Raw genomic sequence first — 18,808 nt, forward strand, 5'->3', positions numbered from 1 at the left:
CGCCACTGTGCGTGAGGAGCTGCCGACGCTACGCGGGGGACGGGGCGGATGAGTCTTCGGGCATTGCCGTTCGAGGACGAGGACGAACAGCGGCGCTTGTCGGTGTTCCACCTCGTCGGTCTCGCCGCGGGCGGGGTGATCGGTTCGGGCTGGATGCTGGGGGCCGGCCAGGCGTTCCGCAAGGCCGGTTCGGACGCCTGGCTCGCCTGGCTGTTCGGCGGTCTGCTCATGCTGCTGATCGCGGGGGTCATGGTCGAACTGGGCACCGCGGCGCCCAAGACCGGCGGGCTGATCTTCCTGCCGCTGCAGAGCAGCGGCGAGGTGGTGGCCACGATCGTCGCGGCCGGGCTGTGGCTGGTGTACGCGATCAACCTGGCCAGCGAGGCCGTCGCGATGACGAAGGCGCTGTCCGGGTGGCGCGTCCACGGACTCCTGGACGGCTCGGACACGCTCACCGACCGGGGCTGGTGCTACGCGCTGGTGTTCATGGCGGTGATCTCCGCGGTGAACCTGGTCGCCCCGCGCATCTTCTTCCGGATCAACTCCTGGCTGACCGTGCTGAAGGTCCTCGTCCCCGTACTGACCGTGGTCCTGCTGATCGCCGCCGGCTTCGACGACCGGGGTGGCACGGCGGTCGCGCACGGCGACGGCAAGGGCGCGGCCGCGGCGCTGAGCGCGGTGGTCGGCAGCGGTGTCATCTACGCCTACGTCGGCTTCCAGGGGCCGCTGGACTTCGCCGGGAACGTCAAACGGCGGCCGCCGGGCGAGGCTGCCCGGCTGCGGCGGGCGGTCTTCGGCACCATCGTCGGCTCGATGGTGCTGTACATAGCGCTGCAGGCCGTCTTCACCCAGTACCACGACGCGCGGTGGAGCGCCGCCGACATGGGGTCCTCGCCCTACGCCCACTTCGCGGCCGCCACCGGGCTGTTCTGGCTCGGCGTGCTGCTCCGCGTCAACGGCGTGGTCTCGCCGATGGGCGCCGGGCTCGTCTTCGCCCACGCCCTCACCCGCGAGGTCGCGGCGCTCAGCCGGGCGCATCTGACGCACCGGGGGCTGCAGACGGCCCGCAAGGCGTCCCTGAACCGGCGTCACGACGTGTACTGGCTGGTCCTGGTCGTCGACTTCTTCATCGCCGCCGTCGCCCTGCGCGCGCTCGGCGGCAGCTGGAGCGCCCTGGTCGCCGCCACCGGCGTGCTGACCCTGGTCGTCTACGCCGTCCCCGGCGTGGCCCTGGTGTCCCTGCGCGAGCATCTGCCCGGCTACTCCGGCCGGCGGCGCGACGCCCACGAGGTGCTGGCCCGGGCGAGCTTCGCCCTGGTCGCGCTGATCCTCTACGGGGCCGGCTGGGCGTTCCTCTGGCAGGGCCTGGCGGCGCTCGCGGTGGGCTGCGTGCTGCTGCTGTGGCTGCCGAGCCTGGCCCAGTGGCTGCCGGCGTTCGGGCGGATATACGACGCCAAGGTGCATGTGACGCAGTTCCGGGAGTGGCGTACCAGGCCCTCCGCCCAGGCGGCGGTGTGGCTGCTCGGCCATCTCACGGTGCTGATGCTGCTGACGCTGTTCCTGGGCGACTCCCCGATCGGCCTGCACCACAAGGTCCTGGGCGGCTTCCTGGCCGTCGTCACGGCACTGGTGTCCTTCGAGGGTCTGGTCAGGGCGTCCCGGCGGCACATCCGGCAGGTGCCGCCCATGCTGCCGACGCCGGGGGCCGGCCCGACCGTCGTGGCGCCGACGCCTATCGCAGTGAGCGAATGACCTCCCTGGCCTCCGCGTCGAACCCCTTCTCGCTCAGCTCGGCGACCGCCTCCTCCCGGCGCCGGGCGTCGGACCAGCGGCCCACGGTGGCCCGCAGCAGGAAGTGCCGGTCCTCCTCGTTCATGGCGCTGAGGCGCAACTGCGCGACGACGACGGCCACTTCCTGCGGGGTGATCCGCTGCTCGTTCTCCAGGCAGCGCTCCAGCAGGTCCCAGCCGTCCCGGCGCGGGTCCCGGCCGTCGCGGCGCAGGTCGGCGTCGTACAGCCGGGCCGCGATCCTGGCGACCACCGCGCCCGAGCCCTCGGGCGCCGGCACGGGGTCGGACGGGTCCGCGAGCTCCTTGCAGGCGAGGTAGACGGCCTCGGTGCGGCCGGCGCCGCGCAGTCCGTGGACGTACTCGACGAACAGGTCGGCCTCCGCGGAGTTCGCCAGGACGCGGGCGGCGAGACGGCGGGCGACGGTCCGGGCGGCGCGGTTGCGGTCCCGCGGCCGCTCGACCTTGCCCAGCAGCGCCACCAGTTCGGCGCCGGTACGGCCGTCGGTGTGCACGGCGGCGGCGACGCGCAGCATCCGCCGGCACTCCGGCGGGGCGTTGACGTTGCTCAGCGCCGTGTCCAGCCGGTCGAGTTCGCGCAGCGAGCGGGGCCCGGCGTCCCGGGCCGCCCCCCGGGCGACGATGTCGGCGAGCAGGTCCTCGGTCGTCCCCTTCAGCGCGTCGGACTCGTACCAGGTACGGACGATCTCGGCGAGGTCCTCCGTCTTGTCGCGCGCGGCGGCGTGCCGGCGGATCTCGGCGCACTTCGCGGCGTGCGGTGGCCTGCTGAGCCGACCGCAGATCTCGGCGATGTCGTGCCGGGTGCGCCGCTTGCCGACGTGCTCCACGAGGGTGTCGCGGCCGTCGGTGCGGGTGGCGATCAGCTGGGCGATGATCTGGCGGGTCTCGTGCACGAAGTCGTCGTCGAGCTGGAGCTGGGCGTCGGCCCACTCCTCCAGGATGCGTTCGGAGGGGCTGACGTGGTGCAGCGCTCCGGCGAGGTCGTGGAACTGCCTCGGCACGGTGTCCGGCGTCTGCGCGCCGTTCTCGGTGATCGCGACGAGGGACAGGCGCAGGAGCTCGGCCGCCTCCTCCACGCACTTCTCGTCGCGCAGGGCGACGTAGAGCAGCGCCTTGTCGAGGTTGGTGCGGCCCGAGCTGGGGGTGGTGAAGACGCGGACCGTGCGGTCGACCATCTCGTGCCGGCCGGCGTCGCGGCACCGGCGGACGAACACGGCGACGTCGAGGACCGTGCGCTGGCAGGCGATGTCGTGGATGACGCCGTCGATGAGCCGGGGGCCTCCGTCGGCGGCCCCGCCCGGCTCGTGCTCGACGTCCCACTGTTTGATGGCGAGTTCCGCGGCCTGCAGGATGTTGCGGTACAGGGCAGCGGTGGCGAGCACGGTGACGGCGTCGCGGTCGTGGAACCGGGCCGCGGAGCTGATGAGTTCGTCCACGGACCGGCGGACGGCGAAGGCGTGCAGGGCGCGGACCGCGGCGGCCGGCCGGGGCCCGACCCCGCCCTCGGTGCCCGGCTCGTCGCCCTCCCGCATGGCCTGCACACGGCCCACGAAGCCGTCGACCGTGCAGTTGGTCACCCATTCGTAGCCGGAGCTCCACGCCTCGCCGTCCTCGCTCTCGGCGGCGAGGGCCGGTTCGGAGCCCGCGGCCGTACGGCCGTCGCTCATACGCGCAGTGCCTTCTCCGCCCTGTTCCAGTACCGGGCGAAGGCGTGCGGATCGCTGAAGGAGGTGTTGGCCCGGGCGTCGATGTGCCGGGCGAGATGCCTGCTGGCCTCGTCGCGGCGGGAGCGGAGGATGGCGACCACGTCACCGGTCTTGCGCTCGTCGCGCAGCAGTTCGTCGAGGCGGGAGTCGCGGTCCAGCATCAGGGTCCTGACCCAGTCCTGCGGATCGACGGGGAGGTACGGGGCCCGGTCGCGCCGCGTGGGTTCCATCCGGTTGGTGAACAGCGGTGTGCCGTCGCGGGCGTCGTTCAGCGACATCCGCGGCACCTGGTGGCGGGCGGCCGCGCAGCTGTCCATCTCCCGCTTGACGGCCTCCCGCAGCAGGCCGATGGTGAGCCGGGACGCGTGGTCCTTGGTGCCGTCCTGCAGTATCCGCAGCAGGTGCCCGCTGAACGGGGTGCACCGCGCGAGGTCTCCGGGCAGCGAGGAACAGCCCTCGGCGGAGGCGAAGTTGGCGTTCTTGACGGCGGTGAAGACGCAGGTGCCCTCGTCGAGTTCGCCCAGGACGCCGGGCAGCACCGGCTCCTCCCCGAGCTGCGGCAGCAGGTTGGAGTAGCAGCAGTCGGCGATCAGGACCTTCAGCTTCGCCCTGGCCCTGCGCATCACGCGGTAGACGTACCAGCTCGACAGCCAGGTCCACGGCTCGTTCTTGTGGGAGGAGCCGACGGAGAAGTGCACCTGGGCGCCGGGCAGGTCGCTCCAGTACTGGCCGTGGCCGACGTAGACCACGAGGAAGATGTCCTCGGGTTCCGTCTCGTCCGCCGCCTCCTGCAGGGCGCGCATCACGCCGTCCGCGGTGCCGACCTCGTCGGGGCCGAGGACGCGGCAGCTGTCGGGGCCCCACATCGCGTCGCCGGACAGCACCTCGCCGTACATGCGCGCGCTCTCGCCGATCGACGGGTGGGAGTCGATGCCCGAGTTCGGGGCGTACGTCGCCGGTCCGATGACCACCGCCCTGGATGCCATGTCAGCCGTCCTGGCCGGTCGTGCCGGGGTCCGGCTCGGTGTCGACGGAGGTGTCCAGCGGGTCGAGGCGCTCGCCGCGCCACCGCTCGACGACGTGCTTGGCCGCGTCCACCGCCGCCGAGACGGTCATCTCGGTGGCCTTGCCGACCACGGCGACCAGGATGATCTCGACGATGCCGCCGGTGAGGACGCCGTCCTCCTCGACCTCCCGGCGGTGCCAGGTCAGGCCGGTCTCCGCCGCGAGTTCGCCGAGCATGCGGTCCGGATCGTCCAGCCCGAGCTGTCCCTTGACGGACACCGAGATCTTCACAGCCATGCCAACGCCCCCGCGTCGAGGTCCGATCTGCCGCGCGCGCCGGGGCCGGTCACACCCTTCCCGCCCCAACTCCGTTACCAGCCTACCCACTTGGGCAAGCCCCACCTGGAGTCCGTACGGAGATCACGGGAGCGCCGGCCGGTGGTGCGGGAAGCACCCGCCCCGAGGGAGCGCCGCCCGGGCGCCCACCACCACCGCCGGGGGCGTGCGCGCCTGCGGACGGGTGAAATCTGACCCGTTGTCAGTTCCGCGGGGCATGGATGAAGGGCCGACCCCAACACGGCCGAGTCGGTGGCAAACGACGCGCCGGAGGCGAGTGATGAACGAAGAAGCGGACCAGACGGGCGCCCGCGTCCACAGGACGCCGGTCCTGATCGTCGGCGGTTCCCTGGTCGGTCTGTCGACGTCCCTGTTCCTCGGACGGCTGGGGGTGGAGCACACGCTGGTCGAGCGGCACGCCGGCACCTCCATCCACCCGCGCGGCCGCGGCAACAACGTCCGCACGATGGAGCTGTTCCGGGTGGCCGGCGTCGAGCCGGCGATCCACCGGGCGGCGGCCACCCTGGCCGGCAACCACGGCATCCTGCAGACGCCCACACTGGTCGGCGACGCCGGCGAGTGGCTGTTCCGGCAGATCGACCCGGACGGCGGACTGGCCCGGTTCAGCCCCAGCGGCTGGTGCCTGTGCAGCCAGAACGACCTGGAGCCGGTGCTGCTGGAGCACGCCCGGCGGCTGGGCGGCGATCTGCGGTTCGCCACCGAGATGATGTCCTTCGACGCCGGTCCGACCGGCGTGACCGCCGTGGTCAAGAGCCGTGAGACCGGCGAGCACACGACCATCCGCGCGGACTACCTCGTCGCCGCCGACGGCCCGCGCAGCCCGGTCCGCGAACAGCTCGGCATCGGCCAGAGCGGCCCCGGCGACCTGTTCCACAACGTCAGCGTCACCTTCCGCTCCCGTCGGCTGGCCGAGGTGGTGGGCGAGCGCCGCTTCATCGTCTGCTACCTGACCAGCCCGGACGCCGACGGCGCGCTGCTGCCGGTGGACAACGTCGAGAAGTGGGTCTTCCACGCCCCCTGGCACCCCGAACACGGGGAAACCCTGGAGGAGTTCACCGACGAGCGGTGCGTCGAGCACATCCGGCGCGCCGTCGGCGTGGCGGACCTGGACGTGGAGATCACCGGGCGGGCCCCCTGGCACGCCGCCCAGCGCGTCGCCCGCAGCTACCGCTCGGGCCGCGTCTTCCTGGCCGGCGACTCGGCCCACGAGATGTCCCCCACCGGCGCGTTCGGCTCCAACACCGGCATCCAGGACGCGCACAACCTCGCGTGGAAGCTGGCCGCGGTGCTCGGCGGCTGGGCCGGCGAGGGTCTGCTGGAGACGTACGACGCCGAGCGGCGGCCGGTGGCGGAGGCGACCAGCGCCCGGGCCGCCGCCCGGTCGGCGGAGCACAGCCACCCCGGTTTCGCGCCGCCGCCCGGGGCGGGCGCCGGCGGCCCCCAGCGGGGCATCCTCGACGTGGCCCTCGGCTACCGCTATCCGCAGGGCGCCGTCGTCGGCACCGAGCCCACCGCCCCGGTCGTCCCGGACGGCCTCGCCCTGACGGGTGAACCCGGCAGCCGCGCCCCGCACATGTGGGTGCGTCACCACGACGAGCGGATCTCCACCCTCGACCTGTACGAGAAGTCCCTGGTCCTGCTGAGCGGGGCGGGTGAGCCGGGTGGCTGGCACGAGGCGGCCGTACGGCTCGCCGCGCAGACGCCCGTGCCCGTCGAGTCGTACCGCGTGGGCAGCGGGCCCGATGCCGAGCTGGTGCCCGAGGAGGGCGCGGACTGGGCGCAGTGCCACGGCACGGAGGCCGGGGGCGCCGTACTGGTCCGCCCCGACGGGTTCGTGGCCTGGCGCTCGCCGGGCCCGGTGCCGGACCCCCAGTCGACGCTGCGTCAGGTTCTGACGGCGGTGACGCACTGACCTGAACTCGGGGCGGAAGGGCCGGCCGGGCGGCGCGACACCGCCCGGCCGGCCCATGCCGTTCACCCGCGTGATCGTCTTGAGTGGTGGCGGAGCGCCATCGCGCTGACGGTGGTTCACGTCGGGGCCGGGTCACCTCAGCTGACACGACGACAGCTGCCCAGGCCACGACGGAAGGAAATCCACCTATGCGCTCTGCTCGCATGCTCCTGGCCACCGCGGCGGCCTCGGCCGTCCTGGCGATCACCGCTCCCGGCGCCTACGCGGCCGACGGCGGCTGGAGTCCGGACGACTCCTCTTCTTCCTCCTCCTCCGGCAAGGAGCACGGCTCTTCCTCCTCCGGCAAGGAGCACGACTCTTCCTCCTCCTGGAGCAAGGAGAACGACTCCTCCTCCTCGTGGTCCAAGGAGCACGACAAGGACGGCAGCCACGACGGACCGCGCGGTGGCATGCACACGGGTGGCGGGGCGCTGACCGCCGTGAAGGGCGACGCCTCGGGCGGCTCCTCCGACCCCCGGTTCGACCCGGAGACCTACCGCAACCACGGCGACGACTCGTCGAGGGGCTCCGGCGACTCGAACGGCTGGCGTGGTGAGCACGACAAGCCGCACGGGGGCATGCACACCGGCGGGGGCGCGCTCGCCACGCCGACGGTGACCGCGGGCGGCCTGGCCGTCCTGGGCCTCGCCGGGACCGGCCTGTACGCGGCACGGCGGAGGAAGACCGCCGGAAGCCTGGCCTGAGCCATGCCGGACGCGATAGCGGCCCGGGCCGCCACACGCGCCCCCGTGGCGGCCCGGCCGCTCCCGCCCCCGTCCCGTCCGCTCGACTGCCGTGTCCGAGTGAGGTGTTCTTCCCGATGGCAGCCCCTTCCTCTCCCCCCTCCGGTGACGACCCGGCCTCCACCGCGAGTTCGCGTACGAGCCCGGTGATGATCTGGGCCGCGGCCGGGCTGCTCCTGGCCATCGCCCTGATCGCGGGTCACGACCCGGCGCCCGGCACCTCCCGGGCCCCGCGCGCCGAGCAGGCCGCCGTGTCGGCCCCACCCGCCCGGGCGGCTCCCTCGGGAAGTTCGGCGGGACCACATCTGCCCTGGTCGAGGCCGGTGCGTCTGCTCATCCCGAAGATCGGCGTCGACGCACCCTTCACCGACCTCTCCATCGGCGCGACCGGACAGCTCCAGCCACCGCCGGCGGCCGACACCAACCTCGTCGGCTGGTACGCCGGCGGCGCCGCGCCCGGGCAGACGGGCACGGCGGTCATCGCGGGGCACGTCGACACCAAGACGTCGGCCGCCGTCTTCGCCGGCCTGGGCGAACTGCGCAAGGACGACGTGTTCTCCGTGGAGCGCGCCGACGGCCGTACCGCCACCTTCCAGGTCGACAGCGCGGAGACCTTCTCGAAGGCGGACTTCCCCAGCGACCGCGTCTACGGCGACACCCCGCGCGCCGAGGCGCGCCTCATCACCTGTGCGGGCGACTACGACCGAACGGTGCGCGACTACACCGACAACCTGGTCGTCTTCGCGCACCTGGTGTGAGCCACGGTCACCCGCGTAGTTCACGCGAGTCGCGCGCCGCACAGGACGGGCACAGGATCGAGAACGCCGAGAAGCAATCCCCCGAGAAGGAGATGTGCGCAGTATGACCACCACGTCCGAACGTGCCCAGGGCCGGCCGGCCCCCCAGGCCTCGCCCCGTGTGTCCCAGTCCGTGTTCGACGGCTCCCGGCTGCGGGTCGTGCTGCTCGTGGACGTCTACGACGGCGCCCAGCAGCAGTTCCTGGAGGCCTACGAGCAGCTGTGCCACCAGGTCGCGTCCGTCCCCGGACACGTCAGCGACCAGCTGTGCCAGTCCATCGAGAACCCCTCCCAGTGGCTGATCACCAGCGAGTGGGAGAGCGCCCCGCCGTTCCTCGCCTGGGTCAACAGCGAGGAGCACGTGCGGATGGTGGAGCCGCTGCACAGCTGCGTGCGGGACACGCGGTCGCTGCGCTTCCACGTCGTCCGCGAGACCGGCGGTCCCGCCGTGGGCGACGAGCGCCGGCTGCAGAGCATGCCCCGCATCGGCGACGGCGTGATCCGGCACGCGCTCACCTTCACCGTCAAGCCGGGCAGCGAGGAGCAGGTCAAGAAGATCCTCGCCGACTACGCCTCCCCCGAGCCCCGCGTCGACGACAACACCCGGCTGTGCCGTACGTCCCTCTTCATGCACGGCAACCGGGTGGTGCGGGCCGTCGAGGTCAAGGGCGACCTGCTCGCCGCGCTGCGCCACGTCGCCCGCCAGCCCGAGGTCCGCGCCGTCGAGGAGGCCATCAACCCCTATCTGGAGCAGGACCGGGACCTCGACGACCCCGAGTCGGCCCGGATGTTCTTCACCCGTGCGGCCCTGCCCGCCGTGCACCACGTGACCGCGGAGCAGGGGGACGCGCAGGTGGAGCGGCACGCCCTGTACTACCCGGCCCGTCCGGGACAGGGAATGCGGCTGGCCGAGGTGCTCGCCCGGCAGGACGCGGCGGCGGCGGACGACCCGCACGGTCCGGTCCTGCGCAGCACGATCTTCCAGCGGGACGACATCGTTGTCCGACTGATCGACGTGCGCGGCGCGCTCGACACCGCCGTCCCCACGCCGTTCCTCGGTCTCGCCGAGCCCGGGCAGGTGGCCGAGCTGACCACGTTCCCGGACGCCGACCCGACGCGCGTGCTCGAGGCCGCGCGCATGGACCTCGTCACCGACCGCCGATCGCCCGACGCCTGACCGGTCGACCGCGACGGCCACTCCCCCACCCGCCCGTGCAGCGCATGAATCGGAGCACTGTCGTGACCACTTCCCGTCCCAGAATCGTGGCTCTGAACGAGATCGAGCCCAACACCCGCCGCGGCGGCGATCTGCGCGCCCTGCTCACCCCCGCCACGGTCGGCTCGACCAGCGGTTTCATGGGTGTGGCCATCGTGCAGCCCGGCGACCGCATCGGTGAGCACTACCACCCGTACTCCGAGGAGTTCGTGTACGTCCTGTGCGGGCAGCTGGAGGTGGACCTCGACGGCGAGGCCCACCCGCTGCAGCCCGAGCAGGGGCTGATGATCCCCGCCCACATGCGCCACCGCTTCCGCAACGTGGGCAACGTCGAGGCCCGTCTCGTCTTCCATCTCGGCCCGCTGGCCCCGACCCCGCCGCTCGGGCACGTGGACACCGAGGAGACGGACTCCACCCCGGTGGCCGGCCGAGACCGGGTGGCGTCATGAGCAGGCGCGTCGCCGTCACCGGCATAGGCATCGTCGCACCGGGCGGCATCGGCGTACCGGCGTTCTGGAACCTGCTGGCCGAGGGGCGCACCGCGACCCGGGGCATCACGTTCTTCGACCCGTCCGGGCTGCGGTCGCGGATCGCCGCCGAGTGCGACTTCGAGCCCGGCGCGCACGGGCTGGACGCGGAGCAGGCCGCGCGGTGCGACCGCTACATCCAGTTCGCCCTGGTGGCGGGCGAGGAGGCGGTCCGGGACGCCGGTCTCGACCTGGGCCGGGAGGATCCCTGGCGGGTCGGGGTCTCGCTGGGCACCGCGGTCGGCGGGACCACCCGGCTGGAGAACGACTACGTCCTGGTCAGCCATCGTGGGCAGCGCTGGGACGTGGACGACCGGCAGGCCGGCCCGCACCTGCAGCGCGCGTTCGCGCCGAGCACGCTCGCCGCCACGGTGGCGGAACGGTTCGGCGCGGGCGGGCCGGTGCAGACGGTCTCCACGGGCTGCACCTCCGGCCTGGACGCGGTGGGCTACGCGTTCCACACCATCGAGGAGGGCCGGGCCGACGTCTGCATAGCCGGCGCCTCGGACTCGCCGATCTCCCCGATCACCATGGCCTGCTTCGACGCGATCAAGGCCACCTCCCCCAACAACGACGACCCGGCCCACGCCTCCCGCCCCTTCGACGCCGAACGCAACGGCTTCGTCATGGGCGAGGGCGGCGCCGTACTCGTCCTGGAGGAGCTGGAGCACGCGAGAGCCCGAGGCGCGCACGTGTACTGCGAGCTGAGCGGCTACGCCACCTTCGGCAACGCCTACCACATGACCGGTCTGACCACCGAGGGACTGGAGATGGCCCGCGCCATCAAGGACGCCCTCGACCACGCCCGACTCGACCCCACGGCGATCGACTACGTCAACGCCCACGGGTCGGGCACCCAGCAGAACGACCGGCACGAGACCGCGGCGGTCAAGCGGGCGCTGGGCCCGCACGCCTACGAGACCCCGATGAGCTCCATCAAGTCCATGGTGGGCCACTCCCTGGGCGCGATCGGCGCGATAGAGGTCGTCGCCTGCGTGCTGGCCCTGGCCCACCAGGTCGTACCGCCCACCGCGAACTACGAGACCCCGGACCCCGAGTGCGACCTGGACTACGTCCCGCGCACGGCCCGCGAACGCCGGCTGGACAGCGTGCTGTCCGTGGGCAGCGGGTTCGGGGGCTTCCAGTCCGCGGTGGTCCTGTCCCGGTCGAGGGAGCCAAGACGATGAGCGAACCGTATCCACGGCGTGCCGCCGTCACCGGAATCGGCGTGGTCGCGCCCAACGGGAACGGCACGGAAGCCTTCTGGAAGTCCACCGAGGCGGGCCTCAGCGTCCTCGACCGGGTCACCCGCGAGGGCTGTGAGCACCTGCCGCTGCGGGTGGCCGGCGAGATCCGGGACTTCGACGCCGCCACGGCGGTCGAGGAGCGGTATCTCGTGCAGACCGACCGCTTCACGCACTTCGCGCTGGCCGCCGCCGACCGCGCGCTGGACGACGCCGGGCTCGGCCGGGCCGACACCGACGACGCTCCGTTCTCGGTCGGCGTGGTCACCGCGGCCGGTTCCGGCGGCGGCGAGTTCGGCCAGCGGGAACTGCAGCAACTGTGGGGCAAGGGCAGCCGGTTCGTCGGCCCGTACCAGTCGATCGCCTGGTTCTACGCCGCCAGCACCGGCCAGATCTCCATCCGCCGCGGCTTCAAGGGCCCCTGCGGTGTGGTCGCCTCCGACGAGGCGGGCGGCCTGGACGCCCTGGCGCACGCGGCACGCGCGGTGCGCCGTGGCACCGACGTGGTGGTGGCGGGGTCCACTGAGGCGCCGCTCGCCCCGTACTCGGTGGTCTGCCAGCTCGGTTACCCGGAGCTGAGCACCGAGGAGGACCCGACCCGCGCCTACCGCCCCTTCACCTCCGCGGCCTGCGGGTTCGTGCCCGCCGAGGGCGGCGCGATGCTGGTGGTGGAGGACGAGGGGTCGGCCCGCGAGCGCGGTGCCGAGGTGCGGGCCCGGATCGCCGGGCACGCGGCGACGTTCACCGGGGCCGGCCGCTGGGAGCGGTCCCGGGAAGGGCTCGCGCACGCCATCCGCGGTGCCCTGGCCGAGGCCCGCTGCGCGCCCGAGGAGATCGACGTGGTCTTCGCCGACGCCCTGGGCGTGCCGGAGGCCGACCGGGCCGAGGCCCTGGCGATCGCCGACGTGTTCGCCGCGCACGGGCGGCGGGTGCCGGTCACCGCGCCGAAGACCGGGATCGGCCGCGGTTACGGGGCCGCGCCCGTGCTGGACGTCGCGGCGGCGGTGCTGGCGATGCGGTACGGCGTGATCCCGCCCACCCCGAACGTCTTCGACGTCTGCCACGACCTCGACCTCGTGACCGGCGCGGCCCGCGCCGTCGAGCCGCGCACGGCCCTGGTCCTCAGCCGAGGGCTCATGGGGTCGAACTCGGCGCTCGTGCTGCGGCACGGCGCCACATGACGAACCGTCACAGAGCGAAGGAGAACCACCGCATGAGTGACCGCATCACCGTGGAAGAGCTGTCCGAGCTGATGAAGAAGGCAGCCGGCGTCACCGTCGCACCCGAGGAGCTGCAGCGGGGCTACGACTCCGGCTTCGACACCTTCGGCGTCGACTCGCTGGGCCTGCTGGGCATCGTCGGCGAGCTGGAGAACCGCTACGGCACGCCGATGCCGCCGGACGCCGAGCGCAGCAAGACGCCCCGGCAGTTCCTGGACCAGGTCAACGGCGCCCTGCTGGCGGGGGCGTGACATGACCGGACACACCGAGAACGAGATCACCATCGCCGCACCGCTGGACCTGGTGTGGGACATGACGAACGACGTGGCCGGCTGGCCGCGGCTGTTCAGCGAGTACGCCTCCGCCGAGATCCTCTCCCGGGAGGGGAACAAGGTCACCTTCCGGCTGACCATGCACCCCGACGACAACGGCAAGGTGTGGAGCTGGGTCTCGGAGCGCGAGGCGGACCGCGACACCCTCACCGTCCGGGCCCGCCGGGTCGAGACAGGGCCGTTCGACCACATGAACATCCTGTGGCGGTACGAGGAGGTCCCCCAGGGCGTGCGGATGGTCTGGACACAGGACTTCGCGATGAAGCCCGAGGCGCCGGTCGACGACGACTGGATGACCGACAACATCAACCGCAACTCCAAGGTGCAGCTGGCGCTGATCCGCGACCGCATCGAGAAGACCGCCGCCGAGCAGGGCCTCACGCCCGGCCTGACCGACTGAGCCGGACGGAGAACCGCCCATGCACCAGGCGCTGATCGTCGCCCGGATGGCCCCGGGCTCGGCCCCGGACATCGCGAAGATCTTCGCGGAGTCCGACCGGGGCGAGCTGCCGCACCTCGTCGGAGTCGTCCGGCGCAGCCTGTTCCAGTTCGGCGATGTGTACATGCATCTCGTGGAGTCCGAGCGCGATCCCGGACCCGCCATCGCCAAGGTCGTCGACCACCCGGAGTTCCGGGGCGTCAGCGAGCGTCTCGCCTCGTACGTCAGCGCGTACGACCCCGAGACCTGGCGTTCCCCGAAGGACGCCATGGCGCAGCGCTTCTATCTCTGGGAGCGCGACCCCGCCGGCTGACGACGCATCTCACCGGTCGCCGGACCCGCGACGCTGCGGGTCCGGCGACCGGTGTGTGGCGCCCCGCTCAGCCCGGGACGTGGCAGTCGAAGGCGTGCAGGTAGGGGTTGACGGGGCTGATGTCGTCGATGACCAGCCCGGCCGCGGTGATCCGGCTCACCATGCTCTCGGTCGTGTGCTTCGCCCCGCCGACGTTGAGCAGCAGCAACAGGTCCATGCCGGTGCTGAACCGCATGGAGGGCGTGTCGTCGACCAGGTTCTCGATGACCACGACCCTGGTCCCGGGGCCGCCGGTCTCGCGGACGTTGTGCAGCAGCCGGGCCGTGCTCTCGTCGTCCCACTCCAGGATGTTCTTGATGATGTACGTGTCCGCCCGGACCGGCACGGACACCCGGCAGTCGCCGCCCAGGATCCGCACCCGGTCGGCGAGCGCGCCGCCCTCCCGCAGCCGGGGGTCGGCGTTCTCCACCACCTGCGGCAGGTCGAGCAGGGTGCCGTGCATCGACGGGTACTTCTCCAGCAGGCTCGCCACGACGTGCCCCTGGCCGCCCCCGATGTCGGCGACCGACGAACTCCCGGACAGGTCGAGGAGTTCGGCGACCTCCTTGGCGGACTGCTTGCTGGAGGTGGTCATGGCGCGGTTGAAGACGTGCGCGGACTCCGGCGCGTCCTCGTTGAGGTACTGGAAGAACTCCTTGCCGTACAGCTCCTGTACGACGTTGCGGCCGCTGCGCACGGCCTCGTCGAGCTTCGGCCAGGCGTCCCAGGTCCACGGCTCGGTGCACCACAGGGCGATGGCGCGCAGGCTGTGCGGGTCGTCCTCGCGCAGCAGCCGGGACACGTCGGTGTGCGCGAACGTCCCGTCCGGCCGCTCGGCGAAGACGCCGTAGCAGGACAGGGCCCGCAACAGCCGTCGCAGCGGGCCGGCTTCGGACTTCACCGCGGCGGCGAGGTCCTCGGCGGCCATGGGGTCGTCGCCGAGGGCGTCGGCGACGCCGAGGCGTGCCGCGGCGCGCAGGGCGGCGGCGCAGGCCGCCCCGAAGGCGAGTTCCCGCAGCCGCATCGAGGGCGGTGGGGCGGTCTGGGCGGTCGTCATGTGCCGCCCTCCTTCCTGGAGTCGGACGGTACGGCGGTCAGCACAGGCCCGCGGGCCTGGAGGCCCGGCAGTTGTTGCGGTCGAAGGTGTTGCCCTGGCCGGAGTCGCCGTTGACGAGGTCGGCCGGGGTGTTGTTCCGCAGGACGTTGTCCTCGACGCGGTTGTGGTCGCTGGTGGCGCCCACGAAGCTCTTGAACAGCACGATGCCGCCCGACAGCGGCGAGGCACCGGCGTTGTCCCGGATCGTGTTGTGGGTGACGAGGGTGTTCTCGGTGCCGGTCAGGACGATGCCGGAGCCCTGGAGCGCGGGCAGCCGGTCGGTCTTGGGGCACGACTTGTTGTTGCGCACGAGGTGGTTGTCGCGGACGGTCAGGTCGCCGGTCTTGGGCTTGTTCTCGTCGCCGACGACGAACACGCCGGCGCAGTTGCCGGTGAGGTGGTTGCCGGCGACGGTGAGGTCGCGCAGGCGGCGGACGGTGATGCCGATCCGGTTGCCCTCCAGCCGGTTGTGCTCCACGAGGGTGCCGTGGGTGTCCGCGGCGCCCTCCTCCCGCGTGATGGTGTTGGCGAGGAAGACACCCGCGTCGCCGTTGTTCCGGGCGGTGTTGCCGCGGATCACGCTGTGCACCGAGCGTTCCTGGGCGATGCCCCACACGCCGTTCTTCACGGCGGTCACGTTCCGCACGGTCAGGCGGTCGGTGGCCATGGCGAACACTCCGGTGTGGCTGAAGCCGGTCACCGTCAGGTCGGCGACGGTGACTCCGCGGAGGTCGTGGTCCTTGGCGCCGACCACGCAGATGCCGTTGCCGCGCGCCGCGCAGGCGCCCGTCTTGTCGGTGCCCGGTTCGACGACCGTCTCGCGGCCCGTGCCCCTCAGGGTCAGGTGAGGCGTCGTCACCTTGACGCTCTCGTGGTAGGTGCCGGGGGTCACCAGCACGGTGTCCCCGGGGACGGCGGCGTCCACCGCCTTCTGGATGGACTGGCCGGGGAACACCAGGTGGGTAGTGGGCACGGAGTCCGGCGGGGCGGCACCGAGGCCCGCCCCGAGGATCGCTGCGGTGCACGCCAGATACGCGATGCGACATTTAGTCATATTCCACACGTTATGACCGGAAGGCTCCCCGGCCGGTGCGATGGGCCATCCGGAGGCGTGTCACGCGCGGCGGCTGACCGCCCGTCACCGAAGTCCGTGGTCCGCCGGGGTTCACGCCCCGCAGGCCGGACAGTCGGGGCGTCGCTCCGCGCGCTGCATGATCGCCTCGCCGGGCACCATGAGGTTGAGGCCGAACCGGCAGCCGGGCTCGACCGGCGGTATCCCGCACAGCAGCGTGATCGCCGCATGGGCCAGCAGACCGCCGGACAGGCCCGCGGTCACGGCGTTGACCGGGTTCCACGGCATCCGGGGCGAGGCGGCCTCCTCGTCCTGGCCGGGTGCGAGACGCAGGTCGCGGCGCTCGATCTCGGCACTGCGCAGACACTCCCAGCACGCGCCCCGGCCGGGCGTGAATACCCCGACACTCACCAGGGGCCCGCGATAGCCGGCCTCGGCCCACGGAACACCGGAGGCCAGACATACCCGATTGGCCCATCGGCGGATCACGGGCGGCCGGTCGGCGGCCAGGAGCAGCAGGTCGTATCGGGGATCGCCGCCGGCCAGGAGGTCCTCCAGGTCCGACGGGCCGCGCACCTCCCGGCGCTCGCCCGTGACCGTCGTGTCCGAGTTCAGGGCGTGCAGTGCCGTCAGTGCCGCGTCGATCTTGGGCGTGCCCAGGTCGACCTCGCGGAAGAGGGTCTGACGGTTGAGATTGGACAGTTCGACGACGTCCGGTTCGACGCAGTGCAGCCGCCCCACCCCGGAGGCCACCAGGTCCCGGGCGGCGGCCGAGCCGGTGCCGCCGAGGCCGACCAGCAGGACCCGGGCGCGGCGCAGCCGGAGCTGCGGCTCCCAGGCGCTCTCCCTGGGCCGGAGGTCCATCCAGCGCAACAGGGTCATGCCCCTGCCGTAGCGCTCCCGTTCCCGCTCCGACAGCTCCGCGGGCGGTGGGGCGCCGGCGTCCTCCACGTACCCGGCCGCGGTGAGGTCCGTCATCGCCTGGGTGATGTCCTCCTCCGGCAGCCGCAGTTCCGGATGGCGGCGGGCGACCTCGGCGACGACGTCCGCGGCGCCGCGCGTGCCGTCCATGGCCTCGACCAGGGTCCACACCCAGCCGTCGGGGTCCTTGACCTCGGCGCCGACGCCGTGGACCACGCTCCCGATCCGCACGTCGCCGTCGACCGTCCGATAGGCCCGGTGCTCCGGCTTGATCCGGGGCCGCCGCATCGCGTGCACAGTCATCTTCACGCCAATCTCGTCAGCCCCAACTCACCGTCGAGCAGCGGACATTGACAACAATCGTCCGACTGACCAACTCTGGCAAGAGCACGTCGGACCACCGCAGGCCACAGCCATCACCAGGAGGACACGGCATGCCGAACAAGATCGAGATCCGTCCGCTGGACAAGAAGGAGACCACCGGCGAGTCCGGTGGCAACGGCGGCGCCTGACCGGTCGCGGACGATGGACCGTTCCCCGACGGTCGCGGACCGTTATCCGACGGTCGAGCAAGTCACCGACTCGGCGCGGCGGTTGGTGTCCCGGTTCCCCGGTGCCGCCGGCCGGCTGCGCCGGATCGGCACGTCCCGTGCGGGCCGCCCGATGACGATGCTGTCCCTGGGCCGCGGGCCGCGCCACGTCCTGGTCGTCGCCGGGCCGCACCCCGACGAACCGGTGGGCCCCGCCACCGCGCTCGCCCTGGCGGAGCAGCTGGCACGCGGCGACCGGCCCGGCGCGGCGACCGACCTCTCCCTCGTCACCTGGGACATCGTCCTGTGCCTGGACCCGGACGGTGCGGCACTGAGCCGGGGAGTCGAAGAGGCGACGGCCGGCCCGGACCACACCCTGGCCGGCTACTACCGTGCCGCCTTCCGCCCGGTCGCGGCGGAACAGCCGGAGTGGGCGCCGATCGTGGCCCGCCAACTCCCGGAGAGCCAGGCGCTGTTCGCGGTGATCGACGAACTGCGTCCCGTGCTGCAGTGCTCCCTGCACAGCGTCGAAGCGGGCGGCAGCTGGGTGCAGTTGACCCGGGACCTGCCCGAACTCGCCGCGCCCTTCCAGGCGTCGGCCGCGGACCTCGGCATCCCCGTCCAGCTCGGCACGTTCGACGCCCTGTACTGGGAGAACCCGAGCCCCGGAATCCACGTCCTGCCCCCGCCGGACAGCACCGCCCGGCTGGCGGCCGGCTCCGAGAACATAGGGCTGTCCACCTGGTGCGCGCCCCAGCGCCACGGCGGTCTCACCGCGATCGTCGAAGTACCCATGTGGGCGAGCGACCTGGCCGACGACTCCGCGCCGCATCCGGAGGCCGCCGCCGCGCTGCGCGATCTGGCCGGCCTGGTCCGGGACGGCGGCCGGCAGGTGACCGCCGTCCTCGACAAGGCGCGCGCGTTCCTCCCCCCGCCCGAGGAGAGCGCGCCGCGACGGGTGCTGGAGTGGATGGCCGACGGCCTCTACGACCTGGTCGCCGAGTCCTGGCAGCCGCTCGCCCGGCAGGCGGCCGAGGACACGCGGCCCGCGCCGACCAGGGCCCAGGTGTCGGCCCTCGACATCGTGGCCCGCCGGCAGCCCCTGCGGGCCGCGGGCCTCCTCCTGCGCCTGCTGGAGACGGCGGACGACCCCGCCGCCCCCGGCCTGTACCGCGACCTGGACGAACTGTTCACCACCTGGTGCGCGGACTTCGAGAAGTCCCTGCGCCTGCGCTGGGTCCCCGTCCACCAGCAGGTCGCCCACCAGACCCGCACGGTGCTGGCGGCGGCCGAGGCGGCCCTGGGGTAACCGGATCGGGCGCACCGCCGATGATCTCGCGGCGCGGTCCTCGCCGCATCGCCGCGGTCGGGCCATGACCGCCACAGGAACGGGCGCGGGGGCCGGGCCGCCCGGGCCCGGCCCCCGTGCTTGATCACACGTTGAAGCGGAACTCGACCACGTCGCCGTCGTGCATCAGGGCTTTGATGGAGT

The 18,808-nt window shown here is 72.7% G+C and carries 19 protein-coding genes; 13 read left to right on the plus strand and 6 right to left on the minus strand.

Features of this window, described 5'->3' with window-relative positions; translation table 11 throughout:
• The first annotated feature begins 48 nt into the window (after window positions 1-48).
• Entirely contained in the window at window positions 49-1,752 is a 1,704-nt protein-coding gene (locus tag ACIGDI_RS11230) for an APC family permease (RefSeq protein WP_399893891.1), read from the plus strand.
• On the opposite strand, the gene ACIGDI_RS11235 is transcribed toward ACIGDI_RS11230, so the two are convergent.
• The 3 genes from ACIGDI_RS11235 to ACIGDI_RS11245 are packed head-to-tail and all read right to left on the minus strand — an operon-like array spanning window position 1,733 to window position 4,816.
• A complete protein-coding gene (locus ACIGDI_RS11235; RefSeq protein WP_399893894.1) occupies window positions 1,733-3,475 on the minus strand; it encodes a hypothetical protein in 1,743 nt (580 codons plus the stop codon). The genes ACIGDI_RS11230 and ACIGDI_RS11235 overlap by 20 nt on opposite strands.
• Window positions 3,472-4,500, minus strand: a complete 1,029-nt coding sequence (locus tag ACIGDI_RS11240) for a hypothetical protein (protein ID WP_399893897.1) — start codon at window positions 4,498-4,500, stop codon at window positions 3,472-3,474. The genes ACIGDI_RS11235 and ACIGDI_RS11240 overlap by 4 nt, the downstream gene beginning before the upstream one ends.
• Window position 4,501: 1 nt before the next feature.
• Window positions 4,502-4,816 carry a hypothetical protein gene (locus ACIGDI_RS11245; RefSeq protein WP_399893900.1) on the minus strand — a complete coding sequence of 105 codons (315 nt, stop codon included), beginning with the start codon at window positions 4,814-4,816 and terminating at the stop codon, window positions 4,502-4,504.
• A 319-nt stretch (window positions 4,817-5,135) separates the two neighbouring features.
• Here ACIGDI_RS11245 and ACIGDI_RS11250 point away from each other — a divergent pair, with 319 nt between their 5' ends.
• The 10 genes from ACIGDI_RS11250 to ACIGDI_RS11295 all read left to right on the plus strand — a co-directional run bounded on the left by ACIGDI_RS11250 (window position 5,136) and on the right by ACIGDI_RS11295 (window position 13,658).
• On the plus strand, window positions 5,136-6,788 hold the full coding sequence (locus ACIGDI_RS11250) for an FAD-dependent oxidoreductase (protein WP_399893903.1): 1,653 nt from the start codon (window positions 5,136-5,138) through the stop codon (window positions 6,786-6,788).
• A 188-nt stretch (window positions 6,789-6,976) separates the two neighbouring features.
• Complete coding sequence (locus tag ACIGDI_RS11255) at window positions 6,977-7,531, plus strand: hypothetical protein (protein WP_399893906.1); 555 nt, start codon at window positions 6,977-6,979, stop codon at window positions 7,529-7,531.
• A 116-nt stretch (window positions 7,532-7,647) separates the two neighbouring features.
• Window positions 7,648-8,328 (plus strand): class F sortase, encoded by a 681-nt coding sequence (locus ACIGDI_RS11260; protein ID WP_399893909.1) that lies wholly within the window; start codon window positions 7,648-7,650, stop codon window positions 8,326-8,328.
• 103 nt (window positions 8,329-8,431) lie between these two features.
• Window positions 8,432-9,544 carry a SchA/CurD-like domain-containing protein gene (locus tag ACIGDI_RS11265; protein ID WP_399893912.1) on the plus strand — a complete coding sequence of 371 codons (1,113 nt, stop codon included), beginning with the start codon at window positions 8,432-8,434 and terminating at the stop codon, window positions 9,542-9,544.
• 62 nt (window positions 9,545-9,606) lie between these two features.
• Window positions 9,607-10,032 carry a cupin domain-containing protein gene (locus ACIGDI_RS11270; RefSeq protein ID WP_374192156.1) on the plus strand — a complete coding sequence of 142 codons (426 nt, stop codon included), beginning with the start codon at window positions 9,607-9,609 and terminating at the stop codon, window positions 10,030-10,032.
• Entirely contained in the window at window positions 10,029-11,297 is a 1,269-nt protein-coding gene (locus tag ACIGDI_RS11275; RefSeq protein WP_399893915.1) for a beta-ketoacyl-[acyl-carrier-protein] synthase family protein, read from the plus strand. The genes ACIGDI_RS11270 and ACIGDI_RS11275 overlap by 4 nt, the downstream gene beginning before the upstream one ends.
• A complete protein-coding gene (locus ACIGDI_RS11280; protein ID WP_399893918.1) occupies window positions 11,294-12,535 on the plus strand; it encodes a ketosynthase chain-length factor in 1,242 nt (413 codons plus the stop codon). Before ACIGDI_RS11275 ends, ACIGDI_RS11280 begins: the two co-directional genes overlap by 4 nt.
• A 32-nt stretch (window positions 12,536-12,567) precedes the next feature.
• A complete protein-coding gene (locus tag ACIGDI_RS11285; protein WP_399893921.1) occupies window positions 12,568-12,825 on the plus strand; it encodes an acyl carrier protein in 258 nt (85 codons plus the stop codon).
• 1 nt (window position 12,826) lies between these two features.
• Complete coding sequence (locus ACIGDI_RS11290) at window positions 12,827-13,306, plus strand: SRPBCC family protein (protein ID WP_399893925.1); 480 nt, start codon at window positions 12,827-12,829, stop codon at window positions 13,304-13,306.
• A gap of 19 nt (window positions 13,307-13,325) precedes the next feature.
• The gene (locus ACIGDI_RS11295; protein ID WP_142142233.1) at window positions 13,326-13,658 is read left to right on the plus strand and encodes a TcmI family type II polyketide cyclase; all 333 of its coding nucleotides are present in this window, start codon (window positions 13,326-13,328) and stop codon (window positions 13,656-13,658) included.
• 67 nt (window positions 13,659-13,725) lie between these two features.
• Here the strand turns inward: ACIGDI_RS11295 and ACIGDI_RS11300 are convergent, their stop codons facing one another.
• From ACIGDI_RS11300 to ACIGDI_RS11310, 3 genes are all read right to left on the minus strand, one after another.
• A complete protein-coding gene (locus ACIGDI_RS11300) occupies window positions 13,726-14,754 on the minus strand; it encodes a methyltransferase (RefSeq protein WP_399893928.1) in 1,029 nt (342 codons plus the stop codon).
• 37 nt (window positions 14,755-14,791) lie between these two features.
• Window positions 14,792-15,847 (minus strand): nitrous oxide reductase family maturation protein NosD, encoded by a 1,056-nt coding sequence (locus ACIGDI_RS11305; RefSeq protein ID WP_399893931.1) that lies wholly within the window; start codon window positions 15,845-15,847, stop codon window positions 14,792-14,794.
• A gap of 111 nt (window positions 15,848-15,958) precedes the next feature.
• A complete protein-coding gene (locus tag ACIGDI_RS11310; protein WP_399895233.1) occupies window positions 15,959-17,089 on the minus strand; it encodes a HesA/MoeB/ThiF family protein in 1,131 nt (376 codons plus the stop codon).
• 47 nt (window positions 17,090-17,136) lie between these two features.
• Here ACIGDI_RS11310 and ACIGDI_RS11315 point away from each other — a divergent pair, with 47 nt between their 5' ends.
• Entirely contained in the window at window positions 17,137-17,298 is a 162-nt protein-coding gene (locus ACIGDI_RS11315; RefSeq protein ID WP_272177142.1) for a hypothetical protein, read from the plus strand.
• 13 nt (window positions 17,299-17,311) lie between these two features.
• On the plus strand, window positions 17,312-18,625 hold the full coding sequence (locus ACIGDI_RS11320) for a M14 family zinc carboxypeptidase (RefSeq protein WP_399893934.1): 1,314 nt from the start codon (window positions 17,312-17,314) through the stop codon (window positions 18,623-18,625).
• Window positions 18,626-18,808: the final 183 nt, after the last annotated feature.

The organism is Streptomyces sp. NPDC085900 (assembly GCF_044540925.1).
Classification (GTDB): Bacteria; Actinomycetota; Actinomycetes; order Streptomycetales; family Streptomycetaceae; genus Streptomyces; species Streptomyces gilvifuscus.

Excerpts from the sequence above, each read along its gene's own strand:
- ACIGDI_RS11230 (WP_399893891.1), top strand. The coding sequence starts at position 49 with ATGAGTCTTCGGGCATTGCCGTTCGAGGACGAGGACGAACAGCGGCGC.
- ACIGDI_RS11235 (WP_399893894.1), bottom strand. The coding sequence starts at position 3,475 with ATGAGCGACGGCCGTACGGCCGCGGGCTCCGAACCGGCCCTCGCCGCC.
- ACIGDI_RS11240 (WP_399893897.1), bottom strand. The coding sequence starts at position 4,500 with ATGGCATCCAGGGCGGTGGTCATCGGACCGGCGACGTACGCCCCGAAC.
- ACIGDI_RS11245 (WP_399893900.1), bottom strand. The coding sequence starts at position 4,816 with ATGGCTGTGAAGATCTCGGTGTCCGTCAAGGGACAGCTCGGGCTGGAC.
- ACIGDI_RS11250 (WP_399893903.1), top strand. The coding sequence starts at position 5,136 with ATGAACGAAGAAGCGGACCAGACGGGCGCCCGCGTCCACAGGACGCCG.
- ACIGDI_RS11255 (WP_399893906.1), top strand. The coding sequence starts at position 6,977 with ATGCGCTCTGCTCGCATGCTCCTGGCCACCGCGGCGGCCTCGGCCGTC.
- ACIGDI_RS11260 (WP_399893909.1), top strand. The coding sequence starts at position 7,648 with ATGGCAGCCCCTTCCTCTCCCCCCTCCGGTGACGACCCGGCCTCCACC.
- ACIGDI_RS11265 (WP_399893912.1), top strand. The coding sequence starts at position 8,432 with ATGACCACCACGTCCGAACGTGCCCAGGGCCGGCCGGCCCCCCAGGCC.
- ACIGDI_RS11275 (WP_399893915.1), top strand. The coding sequence starts at position 10,029 with ATGAGCAGGCGCGTCGCCGTCACCGGCATAGGCATCGTCGCACCGGGC.
- ACIGDI_RS11280 (WP_399893918.1), top strand. The coding sequence starts at position 11,294 with ATGAGCGAACCGTATCCACGGCGTGCCGCCGTCACCGGAATCGGCGTG.
- ACIGDI_RS11285 (WP_399893921.1), top strand. The coding sequence starts at position 12,568 with ATGAGTGACCGCATCACCGTGGAAGAGCTGTCCGAGCTGATGAAGAAG.
- ACIGDI_RS11290 (WP_399893925.1), top strand. The coding sequence starts at position 12,827 with ATGACCGGACACACCGAGAACGAGATCACCATCGCCGCACCGCTGGAC.
- ACIGDI_RS11295 (WP_142142233.1), top strand. The coding sequence starts at position 13,326 with ATGCACCAGGCGCTGATCGTCGCCCGGATGGCCCCGGGCTCGGCCCCG.
- ACIGDI_RS11300 (WP_399893928.1), bottom strand. The coding sequence starts at position 14,754 with ATGACGACCGCCCAGACCGCCCCACCGCCCTCGATGCGGCTGCGGGAA.
- ACIGDI_RS11305 (WP_399893931.1), bottom strand. The coding sequence starts at position 15,847 with ATGACTAAATGTCGCATCGCGTATCTGGCGTGCACCGCAGCGATCCTC.
- ACIGDI_RS11310 (WP_399895233.1), bottom strand. The coding sequence starts at position 17,089 with ATGACTGTGCACGCGATGCGGCGGCCCCGGATCAAGCCGGAGCACCGG.
- ACIGDI_RS11320 (WP_399893934.1), top strand. The coding sequence starts at position 17,312 with ATGGACCGTTCCCCGACGGTCGCGGACCGTTATCCGACGGTCGAGCAA.